The 12,254-nt window shown below is 63.1% G+C and carries 14 protein-coding genes; 7 read left to right on the top strand and 7 right to left on the bottom strand.

Annotated elements, in window-relative coordinates:
* Positions 1-82: 82 nt before the first annotated feature.
* Together FHY02_RS20060 and FHY02_RS20055 are read left to right on the top strand one after the other, a co-directional pair.
* Positions 83-1,090, top strand: a complete 1,008-nt coding sequence (locus FHY02_RS20060; RefSeq protein WP_183925603.1) for an IS30 family transposase — start codon at positions 83-85, stop codon at positions 1,088-1,090.
* A gap of 138 nt (positions 1,091-1,228) precedes the next feature.
* Positions 1,229-1,690 carry a hypothetical protein gene (locus tag FHY02_RS20055; protein WP_183925601.1) on the top strand — a complete coding sequence of 154 codons (462 nt, stop codon included), beginning with the start codon at positions 1,229-1,231 and terminating at the stop codon, positions 1,688-1,690.
* A 539-nt stretch (positions 1,691-2,229) separates the two neighbouring features.
* On the opposite strand, the gene FHY02_RS20050 is transcribed toward FHY02_RS20055, so the two are convergent.
* Complete coding sequence (locus tag FHY02_RS20050; protein ID WP_183925599.1) at positions 2,230-2,469, bottom strand: hypothetical protein; 240 nt, start codon at positions 2,467-2,469, stop codon at positions 2,230-2,232.
* Positions 2,470-2,792: 323 nt separating this feature from the next.
* Between FHY02_RS20050 and FHY02_RS20045 the strand changes: the two genes are divergently transcribed.
* On the top strand, positions 2,793-4,211 hold the full coding sequence (locus tag FHY02_RS20045) for an ISNCY family transposase (protein WP_183925597.1): 1,419 nt from the start codon (positions 2,793-2,795) through the stop codon (positions 4,209-4,211).
* Positions 4,212-4,246: 35 nt separating this feature from the next.
* Here the strand turns inward: FHY02_RS20045 and FHY02_RS20040 are convergent, their stop codons facing one another.
* The 3 genes from FHY02_RS20040 to FHY02_RS20030 all read right to left on the bottom strand — a co-directional run bounded on the left by FHY02_RS20040 (position 4,247) and on the right by FHY02_RS20030 (position 6,217).
* Positions 4,247-4,570: a hypothetical protein gene (locus tag FHY02_RS20040; protein ID WP_183925594.1), complete on the bottom strand. Its 324-nt coding sequence runs from the start codon at positions 4,568-4,570 to the stop codon at positions 4,247-4,249.
* Between the two features lie 180 nt (positions 4,571-4,750).
* The gene (locus FHY02_RS20035) at positions 4,751-5,149 is read right to left on the bottom strand and encodes a VOC family protein (protein ID WP_183925593.1); all 399 of its coding nucleotides are present in this window, start codon (positions 5,147-5,149) and stop codon (positions 4,751-4,753) included.
* A 585-nt stretch (positions 5,150-5,734) separates the two neighbouring features.
* Complete coding sequence (locus tag FHY02_RS20030; RefSeq protein ID WP_183925591.1) at positions 5,735-6,217, bottom strand: chloramphenicol phosphotransferase CPT family protein; 483 nt, start codon at positions 6,215-6,217, stop codon at positions 5,735-5,737.
* Positions 6,218-6,423: 206 nt separating this feature from the next.
* Here FHY02_RS20030 and FHY02_RS20025 point away from each other — a divergent pair, with 206 nt between their 5' ends.
* Positions 6,424-6,882 carry a hypothetical protein gene (locus FHY02_RS20025; protein ID WP_183925589.1) on the top strand — a complete coding sequence of 153 codons (459 nt, stop codon included), beginning with the start codon at positions 6,424-6,426 and terminating at the stop codon, positions 6,880-6,882.
* A 357-nt stretch (positions 6,883-7,239) separates the two neighbouring features.
* Entirely contained in the window at positions 7,240-7,845 is a 606-nt protein-coding gene (locus tag FHY02_RS20020; RefSeq protein ID WP_183925587.1) for a helix-turn-helix domain-containing protein, read from the top strand.
* Here FHY02_RS20020 and FHY02_RS20015 read toward each other — a convergent pair.
* The 3 genes from FHY02_RS20015 to FHY02_RS20005 all read right to left on the bottom strand — a co-directional run bounded on the left by FHY02_RS20015 (position 7,794) and on the right by FHY02_RS20005 (position 10,737).
* Entirely contained in the window at positions 7,794-9,197 is a 1,404-nt protein-coding gene (locus FHY02_RS20015) for a PQQ-binding-like beta-propeller repeat protein (RefSeq protein WP_221198753.1), read from the bottom strand. The two genes, FHY02_RS20020 and FHY02_RS20015, sit on opposite strands and share 52 nt — an antisense overlap.
* Before the next feature lie 708 nt (positions 9,198-9,905).
* Positions 9,906-10,163, bottom strand: a complete 258-nt coding sequence (locus FHY02_RS20010; RefSeq protein ID WP_183925585.1) for a hypothetical protein — start codon at positions 10,161-10,163, stop codon at positions 9,906-9,908.
* A 274-nt stretch (positions 10,164-10,437) separates the two neighbouring features.
* Entirely contained in the window at positions 10,438-10,737 is a 300-nt protein-coding gene (locus FHY02_RS20005) for a hypothetical protein (protein WP_183925583.1), read from the bottom strand.
* A gap of 29 nt (positions 10,738-10,766) precedes the next feature.
* Here FHY02_RS20005 and FHY02_RS20000 point away from each other — a divergent pair, with 29 nt between their 5' ends.
* Positions 10,767-11,432: a hypothetical protein gene (locus tag FHY02_RS20000; protein WP_183925581.1), complete on the top strand. Its 666-nt coding sequence runs from the start codon at positions 10,767-10,769 to the stop codon at positions 11,430-11,432.
* A 163-nt stretch (positions 11,433-11,595) separates the two neighbouring features.
* Positions 11,596-12,246 carry a hypothetical protein gene (locus FHY02_RS19995; protein WP_183925579.1) on the top strand — a complete coding sequence of 217 codons (651 nt, stop codon included), beginning with the start codon at positions 11,596-11,598 and terminating at the stop codon, positions 12,244-12,246.
* Positions 12,247-12,254: the final 8 nt, after the last annotated feature.

Here is a 12,254-nt window from a genome sequence, read left to right as displayed (position 1 = left end):
GGAAGGCTGTAAGCGGGTGCATTCTAGATTGAAGTGCGAAAACCTCGCTTAAGTGCGGGTTCCACCGGGCTGAGGGTTGCGCATGGGCAGCTACACGCATCTGGATCTCGATGAGCGTCGCAAGCTATATCAGCTCACAAGCGCTGGCAGAAGCCCGCGCCAGGCCGCGGCCGAGCTCGGGCGCCACCCGTCGACGATCTACCGGGAGCTGAAGCGCAATCACCGGTTTGACGAGGAGCCGATGTTCCGCGGGTACTTTCCGCTGACTGCTCAATCGATGGCGGCTGGGCGACGGCTTAGGGGCGCGAAAATCAGCCGACATCCCGAGCTCGCCAGCTACATCGTCGACCGGCTGGAAGCCGCCTGGTCGCCGGAGCAGATCGCCGGCTACCTTCGGCACCGTACCGCAGGCCCGCTGCGGGTGAGCCATGAGACGATCTATCAGTTCGTGTATGGGCCCGACGGTCAGGCGGCCAAGCTGGCACGTCTGCTACCAACCGGCAGGCGGAAACGCCGACGTCGCTACGCTCGCAAGCCACGCGGCCTGAACATTCCGCCCGCTCACACCATTGCGGCGCGACCGCCAGACATCGCTGAACGGGGCGGCTTTGGTCATTGGGAAGGCGACCTCATCGCGTTCAAGCTGCATCACGGTAAAGCCAACCTCACCTCGTTGGTTGAGCGCCGGAGCCGCTACACCGTGCTGATGCCCAACAGCAGCCGTCACTCGGCCGGCATCATGGAAGGCATTGAACGCCACCTAGGCACCCTCCCCCCTTCCCTCCGTCGCACCATCACGCTCGACCGAGGCACCGAGTTCGCCGGGTATGGGCGCCTACGGGAGAGCCTGGGCATGGCCGCGTACTTCTGCCAGCCGTCAGCGCCATGGCAGAAGGGCAGCGTGGAGAACAGCAACGGCAGGATACGGCGCTTCCTACCCTCCGACACGGACATCGCACGGGTACCGCGAGCCGAGCTCGAGCAGTTGGCAGACCGCCTCAACCGAACGCCACGCAAGTGCCTTGCGTATCGAACGCCGAGCGAGGTCCTGGCCGAGCAGATTGCCCTCGTGCTTGAAGCGGAACCCTGACGATCCGGCATGTCCGCAAGCGCCCAGTGCCGGACATTGCCTCTTTTCGGCAATCAAGCCGTTTGGCATTGTCCGGCGATGCTCATTCGGAGATCAGCGGCCGCTTTGCTTGTTTGCCTGGCTTTGCTGGCCTGTATGATGGCAATCATCAACACGACCAGCTTCGATCACACCATCCAACATAGCTTGCGATTAAATCATCAGTTTCGAAGTGCTGCCAACGCGATCGAAGTCTTTCGCCGCAGTCATGGTCGACTGCCAAACGCTCGAGAGTTTGGCGCTGTTTCGCCCTCCGCCGGACCTGAAGATTACGAGATTGTCTTGGCACCCGCTGGCTTCCAATATTGTGATCGAGATACTACGGAATTTGCCAAAATGGCGGGTCCCGACTACGTCCTGGCAGCGTGGCGGGGAGAGTGGTGGGAGTGTTATGCGCCGACAAGGCACATAAGCACGCTCTTACTTGATCGAGCCGCGTATTCGATGTTTGGCGCGGCTTGGTTAGATACGTTAGTGTTCTTGACGTTTGCAGCTGCGTCAATGGCGGCTGCTCTCAAGTTGAGCGTGCGTCGAAAGCCGGCCGGCGACCCGACGCGCTAACGACTGCTTTCCTGCCATCCCGGCCATTCACCCGTGGCGCTGACCGGACGCACCTTCAACGTCTGAAATTGAGGGCAGAGTTTAGCTACATCAGTATATTGCGGAGGTCATCCGCTCATGAATGCTTAAGCACCCGCCGAGCCTTCGTCGTCGGCACAGGAAATTACGCTCAGAAAGTCGATGCCGTAGCGAGCCTCGAAGTCTGTCGCACACAAAGCGCGCAGACTCTGGACCATCCTTATCGCCTCCACAGGAGCTCCAAGCCCGTCGAGATCTTCGTCCATCGGCATTAACTCGCGTATCAGCGAAGCGTAGGACCGCATATTAACGTCGTCGAGATTCGCTCCGGCTAAAGGGTACCTGTCCGCGGCCATACGCTTCTCCTCAGCCGCCTAAGCTATACACACGCAAAGATGGTAAGAAGGGGTGAATTAAGTATAACCTCAATGCCGTTTGTACCCCCTCTCGTGCGCGCGGGCCGGGTAGCGGAAATCGACCGCGACGAACGCGTCCTCAGCCCTGATGTTCGCATGTGGGCGTTAGCGGACGCCGCGCTTTGGCCGAAACAACGCCGCAAACATCGCTGCTAGCGCCAAGGTCGATGCACCGTAGAGGGCCATCCGAATAGGCCCATCGACGTTGAAGGCCGCGAACATCAGCCCACCGCTGATAAGCGACAGCGCGCCGGACGAGCCGTGCCGTTGCGTCCGCAAATATGGCGAAAGCCAAGCTGCCTTCGCCCAGAGGAACGACGGGGCGAGGAGTGCGAGCCAGGACATCCGTTCACCCTATCTGCTCTCGAACGTCGCTGCCAATGGCCGGAATGGGCGTTCGCGGCCATCCATCGGCGTAACCGAGCCCGCTGCTAGCGCAGCGGGTCCGAAGGCGCAGGAACCGAGAGGTCACCGCATCAGCGGGGGCAGCGCTGCGCTGCGGGAGGGCTACACGCTGCCCCCGCTGCCACGAGGCGTGTCGCGCTTCGCTTGAAACCGCAGCGCTAAGTACAAATGGCACCATCCCGCTAGATAGAAATGGCACTCTGCGGTGCTATCGGCGGGTCGCCGGTGTCATAACCGTTCTCGGCAACGAGGACGCGCATTGTATGACGGTGCTGGCGATGAGTGCTGCTGAGATCACCCGCTTCGACACGCTGATGCGGCTCGACCGTGGTGAAATCCGGATCGCAGACGCGATGGAGCTGCTCGGCCTTGCGAGGCGGCAGGTGTACCGGCTGCTGGGCCGCCTGCGAGAGGACGGCGCGAGCGGCCTGGTGTCGCGCAAGCGAGGACGCCCGAGCAACCGGCGCTACAGCGACGCCTTTCGCGCCGAGGTGGTCACGCTGGTGCGCGAGCACTACGCCGACTTCGGACCGACGCTCGCTCGCGAGTACCTCGCCGAGCGCCACGGCATCGGCCTTTCGTGCGAGACCCTGCGGCGCATCATGCTGGAGGCTGGGCTGTGGCAGGACCGTGCGGCCAAGCGCCCTCGCCCGTACCAGCCTCGCTACCGGCGTGACTGCCGCGGCGAGCTCATCCAGGTCGACGGCTCCAAGCACTGGTGGTTTGAGGGCCGCGGTCCGCAATGCACGCTCCTGGTCTTCATCGACGATGCCACCAGCGAGCTTATGCACCTCGAGATGGTCGAGAGCGAGAGCACCTTCTCCTACATGCGCGCCACCCGAACCTACCTCGAGCGGCACGGCAAACCGGTCGCCTTCTACACGGACAAGCACAGCGCCTTCCGCAACAACACGGCCTCGGCGAAGGGCGACGGCATGACCCACCTCGGCCGAGCGCTGGACCGGCTCAACATCGAGCTCATTTGCGCGAACTCGCCGCAGGCGAAGGGACGCGTCGAGCGGGTCAACGCGACGCTGCAGGACCGCTTGGTCAAGGCGATGCGGCTACACCGCATCTCCACCATCGACCAAGCCAACGCCTTCCTCCCCTCCTACATGGCGCAGCACAATCGTCGGTTCGCCAAGGCGCCGTTCGACCCGCGCGACCTGCACCGGCCGCTGGCCATCCACGAAGACCTAGAGGCGGAGCTGGTGTGGCGCGAGCAGCGCACCGTCACCGGCGCCCTCACCTTGCACTACAACAAGGCCATGTTCATCCTGGAGCCCTCGCCTGCGGCGCAGGCGCTCGCGCGCAAGAAGGTGGACGTGTGCGAGTACCCGGACGGTCGGCTCGAGATCCAGCATGAGGGCACGGCCCTGCCCTATCGCATGTTCGACAAGATGCGCCGGGTGAACCAGGCTGCTGTGGTCGACAACAAGCACCTCGACGCGGCGCTGGCACTAGCCCGCGTGATACAGCAGGCTCAGCCACATCACGCCAAGCGCAACAACAACGAGCCGGCTCGGACGGCGCAGCCGGCCGGCGTGTTCAAGGCACCCCATTCGGTTCCATCCGGTCCAAAGCTGGATCGTCGCACGCTCGGCAACGGCAGGCTCAAGCGTGGTCCACGCCTCTCCAACGAGGAGCTGGTTGCGCGCGGCCTCGGCGAGTACGCCCGCTAGCGTCCGAAAGCGCCCAAAAGCGGACAACCGCGCAGCTACATCAGCAGCCACTTAACGATGCCCGCGGCACCCAAAAGGACAAGGGCGCATCCCCACCACGGAACGGGGATGCCGTCGTCATATTCCCCATGATCGACATACCTGTGAACATCTTGTCGCTGCCTCGCCCCGTATGAGTTGTCGCGAGAGCGAATGTCGGCATCATCCAGGTAGCGATGCACCGCCTCCGGCGTGGCGTCGATTGGCAGTTCACGTTGAAGCTGGCTCGCCAACCGTTCGACTTCCAACCAGTCCGTAGGCTCTGCTTCCTCAACGGCTAAGATTGCCGCCAAGCGGCTGCGCAGCTCGTCCATATCCATGCGTACAGACTACCGGAGGGGGCACTTGGCGCAACGTCCGCTAACCTGCCAATCTCAGACGTTCGAGGTACGTCCGGCGGGCGGCACGGGTGAATGGCCGAGATTGGCAGGGAAAGCGGACGTTCTCGGGATCGCTAGATCAGGTCTTCTAGGGTCAGAAGCGGACCCGTGCCGGACGGATCAGGCAGGGAAATGGATCCCACACAGTTTGTTGCCATCGGGGTCACGAAAATAGGCCAGTTCGATGGTGCCCATCGAGGCAGTTTTGCGCGGTCCGGGCGGAGCTTCGATCGAGGTCCCGCCGGCAGCAACGGCGGTATCGTGAAGCTGCTTCACCTGCTCGGGCGAGTCGCAGGAGAAGGCGACGGTGCTGCCGTTAGCGACGCTTGCCGGTTCGTCGTTGATCGGCTGACTGACGATGAAGTTGGTCCCGCTGCCGTTGTTGTAGATCAGACGTGTATGGCCGCTGTCGGCGTTGTTCCGCGTCCCTTCCCCTGCACCCAAGGTGCCAAGCACTAAATCGTAGAAGCGCTTGGACCGTTCAATGTCGTTCGATCCGACCATGGTGTGAAAAAGCACGCAGACTCTCCTGAAGGCTGATCGAATTTTGATCGCGATAAGCGATCTCACCTACCCGGCACGTGACCCGCCGTCACGCCGTCTTTCTAAATGTCCGCTACTGGGCGTTAGCGGACGTCGCCGCCGGATGGCCGCGGCGGAGGTCCCCTCCGTCGCGATCAGCCGAGGCGATCAGGCCCGACCACCAGCTCGACATCGAACCGTCGCACCACTCCCGAATGTTCGTTGCGGATCTCGCAGATCGCAGTGGTCGCAGCTGAGCTGGATCTCCGTTCCAACAGGATGTTCACCGCTGAGCGGACTGCCGACCTACGCACCGCCGAGTAGCTGGTGTGTCGCTCACAGCCCTCGCTCGTTACGTCGGAATAAGTGATCGTGACTCGAAAGGCTCCCGTGCGCGAACCATCTTAGGTTCCTTGCCGCTTCGCCTAGATACAGGTTTAGGACTGATCAAGGTGAGCTACTCCGGCTGTGGAAATGGTCAGCGCGGCGGAGGTGACCTCCGCCGCGATGTCTGCTTATGGCAGGGAAGCGGCTCTTCGTCTGTGGACGAACCAGGAGCCACGATCAGCTGTGTCGGAGGCCTCATGCCTGCAAGACTAGCGCGGCGGCCGTCGCGGAGGCACCCACATTTTCAAGCTCAAGATCGTACCTGCAGTGATCATGCGTGCGGTGATGCTCCTGCGCCTCGCCCAAAGCTCGATCACCTCGCAGGCGCTCTCGCTCTTTCAGGATGTCGATGGGCACATGGATGCCGACCCAGAACGTATCGAAGGGACGCAGAAGAGCCCTGAGTTCATCCGCCCAAGACGCCTGCTCGACGATATGCTCAACGAGCAGATCGAGCCCAGCCTCAGCGAATGCTGCGATCGACCGGTGAAACCCGGCAAAGAAGGCTTCTCGCCCTTCGCAACGCGCGGGCTCAGTGATCGGTCGAAAATGGGCATCTGCGAGCTGATCAGACGCATAGTAGCAAAAGGATCCGGGCAGCAGCGGTCGAAGGGCTCTCGCCAAGGTCGACTTGCCAGCACTAGAGGTGCCGTTCAGCAGGATGATGCGTGCAGCCATGTAAGTCGCCCCGCTAGGTCCGAACGAACGCCTAGCATGGCGCGTCGCACGCTCGCCAGCATCCGCCACCTTGCTAACAGCCTAGCGCGGCGCGCAAGGAACGGCTGGAATGGCAGGATTGCGGTCTGTCGGCTTTGCCAGCTAGATCGTGAAAACCCGCCGTTGGCGGTTTCTGTGCTGAAGAGGCTCCCGTTGGAAAAGCTGGCATGAGTGTCGATTTTTACGTGACCCTGCCTGTCGCAAGTTGGCCGACGGCCGCTGCCGTCCAAAAGTGCATGTCCGACCACGCTTACCCGGCTCAGTTGAAACGCTTTCCGGCCCTAAATGGCGACCATGTTGTGACCGACGGAGCCCTCGCGTCGGTGGACGGCAAAGATGCTTATCTTGAAGGTGAGCTGGCTGCGGCGACTGCGATGCCCACCGACGTCAAGTTTATAAATGACCGGCTAGCCGCCTCTGCCTCCCATGAGCGGATCAAGTCGGATAGTGCGCTGATGTCTGTTCGTGTTCGCTCTCTCGCAGAGATGCGAGCCGCGAGCTACGTAGTCTCGGCCTTGATCGTTTGCTTCGATGGGTTCGGATTCGAGTCGCAGGGAAATACTAGTGGCCGTGCTGCTTTTGCGCGGTCCCTCCTCTTAGGTGCCGAAGCGCTCAAGGGCCGCTGAACGAACGACCACTTTCGACGCCTCAAGCCTCACGCTTCAACAACCGCTAATGGGCGTTCGCGGCCGCGCACTGGTGTGACCGAGCCCGCTGCTGGCGCAGCGGGTCCAAGGTCGCAAGAGCCGAGAGATTACCGCCTCAGCGGGGGCAGCGCTGCGCTGCTTGGGGGGCTCCACGCTGCCCCCGCTGCCACGAAGCGGTGTCATTTCTATCTAGCGGAGAATGTGTCTTTTCTAACTGGCGGCAACAATGTAGGCGCAACGTACAAATGTCAGCTGTCTGCAAGTTAGAGATGTCACAACCGACGTCAACGCGGCCGACGGGTGGCATGTCGCCCGCACGGTTGAGAGCGCGCGCTGATGACGGTGGTCGCAATGAGCCAGGGCGAACTGACGCGGTTTGACATCCTGCAACGGGTCGAGCGTGGCGAGCTGCGCGTCAGCGATGCGGCAGCATCGCTGAGCCTCTGTCCGCGGCAGATCTACCGGCTGCGGGATCGTCTCAGAGCCGATGGCGCAGCCGGCCTTGTGTCCCGCAGGCACGGGCGAGCGAGCAACAGGCGGCTCAATGACGCATTCCGTGACCGCGTGGTCGGCATCGTGCGGGAGCACGATACCGACTTCGGTCCGACGCTGGCGTCTGAGTACCTGGCCGAGCAGCATGGGATCACGCTGTCCCGTGAGACGCTGCGCCAGATGCTGATCGCGGCCGGCGTGTGGAAAGGCAAGGTTGCCAAGCGCGCCGCCTCCAGCAGTCGCGCTACCGGCGCGAGTGCCGCGGCGAGCTGGTGCAGATCGACGGTTCGGACCATGACTGGTTCGACGGGCGGGTTGCGCACCTTCGATCATGTGCTTCACCGTTTCCCCTTCGCAGCACCGCTACGGCGCGGCGCCGCATCGGTGCTGGAGAGCGTTCACGTCAGCTTGACCGCGTGCAGACCGGTCTTGGTGGCGATGATCAGATAGTTGTCCGGGGTGATCGCTAGATTGCCGCCGTAAGAGGTCTTCCATGCCACCGGATTAGCAAAGTCACTCAGATCGATCGCGAAGGTCGTGGCGGCGCTCGCGACGAACATGTGGCTGTCCGTGATAACAACGTTGCTCTTGAGGTTGTCGCTGCCTCCGACGTTGATCGACGCCGACACCAGCCCTGTTGCCGCGTCAATAACATCGACGATCGTGCTGGAGGAGCGAACCGCGTAAAGTTTGCCGGCATGCGCGGCAGGCTGACCGGTGTAGCTATAGCTCGAGCGCCATAATGGTCTGTCGTTGTTCAGCACGAAGGCCGCGAGCGGCAAGGCGTCGCCGATGCTGTAATTGTCGGTGAAAGTTACAATTCGCCCGTCGTCGAGCATTGGGGCGCCGATATACCCACCGGAATAGCTGATACCAGTTTTTGTGAAGAACGGGTTCCTAATCGCTTGGGCCAGCGAGCCATCGTCACGGTTCAGTACGATCAGCGCTCCAGCATTGAAATAGTAGACGTAGCGTTGATCGACGGCGACACTCTCGCCTTCCATGACATAGCCGGAATACTGATTGACGATCGTCGCCTGCCAGCCATTGGTGCCGGTGGCCGCGTTCGCCTGAAAGACGGCGTTGCCGTAATAGCCGGCGGCGAAAAACAGCTCGTCCCCAACGAGCGTTGGGACGCTGCCCGCGCTGAACTGCGCGTCATAGGTCAACGTGCTGACATAGCCGCCCGTAGCGGCGTTGATGACCTGTAGCGGGGCGGCGCTGGACGTCTCATTCGGTGCCATCGCGGCGACCCGGCCATTGGCATAGGACGGGCCGAACGGCTGCGTGTTCGGATAGACGTTCTTGTTCCCGAGGTCGAAGCCCCAGCGCAGCGCACCACTCGTCGTCGACACCGCCTGTGTGTAGATATGGCGATCAGCTTGCAGCACGTTGAAGAAGACGCTGCCCGACGTTGCGGCGACGTCGCTCGGCGCACTCGCGGTGGTGATCGTCCAGGCATCAACGAAGTTCGCGGTCGAGAACCGAGTCGCGACATAGCCGGTGTGGCCGGGATTGCCCTGGAATGTGGACCAATTGCCGTCGGTGGCGACCGGCGCCGCGGCGGGAAGCGGGGTCGGCGTGGGTGACGGCGCAGGCGTTGGTGAAGGGGTGGGCTGCGGTGTGGGAGCTGGTGTTGGCGTGGGAGTCGGGGTCGGCGTGGGTGACGGCGCGGGGGCGGGAGTCGGGGGCGGTGCGACGATTACGCCACCGGGGGCGCTCGCGCTGCCGCCGCCATCGCCTCCACCGCAGGCGCTCACCAGGAACAGCAATGGGAGGCTCGCCAACGTCGATTTTTTCATGTGTCCCCCGCATGTTGTTCTACTTGTTTGGTGCAGCGTGGTACCAAATGCCGGATGCGCGGCAAGCGCCCGGCGCCAACCGATTGCCCCAGAATGACGACGTCGCCCCGGCGATCGTGATGGTGATGCGAAACGCGTTACTAAAGGCAGGTCCGTTCCCAGTAGAAATGACACTGATTGCGGCGACGAGGGCAGCGTTCACCCCCACCCCGTGGCTCAGCGCTACCCCGCTGACGGAGTGTCTCCGCGATCCGTGACCTTCGGACCCGACGCTACAGCAGCTAGCCCGGCCAGGCCGGGGGTGGCTGCCAACGCCCACATTCACGCCCGCAGGCTAAGCCAAAAAGCTCCTTCTAATCGGACCCTTGTAACGCCAAACAACTCAGCTCAAGGTGGGTAGCGACAAATAGGAGCGGCGTCCTAATTACGGAAACCACGAGAGCAGCAATACCGCATGCGATCGCCTTCATCTACGATCCGGCCAGTATTATCGACGTACCAGAGAATGCCGGTGCTTGGGCAGCAGTCTGTGGGCTGTGCGTGATGGGACGGACAAATACCTTGGTATGGCTGTCGCGCATCTGTTGCGCCGGCATCATCGCGCACGGACGTTCTTTGCGGCCGCCCTCGGCGCCCGGTCGGCCTCGCGCTCTTAGAGATATTTGTAGCTGATGAACTGGCCGGGGCGCGGCGCCGGTACGTGCACCCTCAGTCCAGCTCGTGGTTGAAGGCCTTAGATTCCTCAGGCGCCTTCGAGGCGGCGACGGCGTCGTGCATAACTTGCGTGACCTCGTCGATCGACATGGCCACTCGGTCCCGGCTCTTCACGCGGGTATCTTCCTGCATCGACATAGGGGCTGCGCCCTCGTCGCCGTGGTTGGTGATGGTAAGCGGCTCGACCAGCGCGCGCCGGCCGAAGCGGCCAAACGGCTTCGGGACCTCACCGGCAGTCGCTGACTGCACCATTGGTCAATCTCCTCATCCGTATGATACGGATCTCGCCCTTCCCTTTCAACCGCCCGGCGCTCTCGTTCACCTCGCAGTCGATCGACCAAGTCACCATTGGAATGAGACTGGATCAGCCGCTCAAGGGCATCATCGGGTAGGTATCGCGATACATGCGAGCACCCTTAGGCTTCGGCGCTAGGCGGCCGACCGCCAGCAACTGGCGTTAATTTCCGAGCTCGGCCAAGAGGGCGCTGCGCTTCGCACATGTGAAGGCGCGATCGAGACCGTAGAGTCAGATGGCCTTGTCGGACAGCATGAAGGTCTCACCGGCCTTGGCGAGTAGCAGCGCCACGCCGATTTCCTCGGCCATGCCCTCGGCCGCGGCCACGGGGCTGCATTGCCGATCCATTCGCGCTCTCGCGCGTCGGAGCTGCCCTCCAGCGCGAACGGCTGCACCATCGATCCATAGCCCCATGATTGGCGCGTCGAACGTGTCGGCCTGCCGCAGCCGGCGAATGGCAGCCAGCTGCTCATCCTCAATGCGGCGACCTGGATCTCGATAATTGTGCTGCTCCTGGGCAAGCCGATACACCGGGCTACGATCAGGAACTGGAGGAGTATGTGGTCGATGACGACTGCTCCGACGACTTCGAAGACGCACACCGGATCGCCAAAGGTATCGCGGCGAAAGCGCCACGCGGGCACGCACGTGGGATCATCATCGCACAGGGCCGCAACGACGAAGCCGCGCTGATGATCCTTGTGGCAAGCCCCTCGCCGGCGTGGAGTTCGGTGCCCGCGGCGCCCGGCTCGCTCGCGTCGGTCCGGCCCTTCGGCCTCCCCTTGCTACGCCTCGGCCGGGCAAGCGCCGGAGCGGGCATCGAGCCCGCCCCGGCGCTGCTGCCGCGGGGAAAAACTCTCTCTCAAGTCGTCCCAGTCTGTCGGCCGGGGCGTGAGCTTCGTCATAGAGACGAAGGAGGAACAGACATGCAGGTCACGTTGTTTCAGGCCCTGATTTCGGCTAATGTCGCCGAGGATGTGGCTGCCCGTGCAGTCGCCGCTGTCGAGGAACACATCGACATGACTGTCGGAGACGCAATCAAACCACTTCAGGCCGAGATGTCGGCACTTCGCACGACCGTGGATGCCAAGCTCGGCACCATGGAGGCGAAACTCGAAGCCGGTTTGAAGGGCATGCAGACCTCGATCGACGGCCTCAAATGGTTCCTGATTTTGCAGGGCACCGCACTGGTCGGCATCGCCAGCTACGTGCAGCTGGTCAAGTAACTCAGCGGGGCCGCGAGGCTCCGGTTACCACATCCAAACAAGGGCTGCTCGGGCGACCGGGCGGCCCTTTTTGCTGCCTGCTCGACCCCTGCCGCATCCCGGCTCGCTCGCATCGTTCGGCCCCTCCGGGCCGCCCTCGCTACGCCTCGGCCGGGGAAGCGCCATGGCGGGCATCGAGCCCGCCCTGGCGCCGCTGGCGCGGCCTAAGGCGAAGGCGGCCCGGCGGGTCCGCAGAGAGCCGTCACGCCCCGCCCCGCAGGCGGAGCATAATCGCCGGAGAGGAGGGAGAAAGAGAGACGCGGTTTCAACGAAGGAGGTCGAGATGACCATCACGTTCCGCGTCGACGACGGCCACAACATCCTGTCGCCCTCCCCTGCCGTCATCATGCCCGACCAGCTCGGCGCGTTGCGCGATCTGCTCGACAGCCATGTCGTGCGCAGCGGCGTCGCCATGGTGGTCCCGATCCACGGCGATCCGGCGTCCGGCTCGTTCGAGATCGAGGTCCGCGTCTGCCCCCTCGCGCTCGCGTCGATCGCGCGCTGTTTCGACTGGGACCCAGCCGTCATCACCGTCGTCGACGAGGCGCAATTCCTCGGCCGCGGCGCGCGCATCTGGCAGGCCGAACCGGGCGGCGACATCAGGCTCGGTCTTGGCCTCAACCCCGACGCTGCGCCCGAGTTGGAGGTCGCCAACGGCAACGCCTTCGCGATCCTCGCCAGCCTCGGTCTCGCGGAGCCTCGCCGCATGCGCCTGACGGCGCTCGGCGATCTTCCGCTCGTCGGCTTCGATCGCGGCCATTTCAGCGTCCAGTGACTTCGCCA

Origin of the sequence: Sphingomonas sp. BK069 (assembly GCF_014193405.1) — a bacterium.
In the GTDB taxonomy this organism is placed as follows: domain Bacteria; phylum Pseudomonadota; class Alphaproteobacteria; order Sphingomonadales; family Sphingomonadaceae; genus Sphingomonas.
This window is presented reverse-complemented; position numbering and strand designations above follow the sequence as displayed.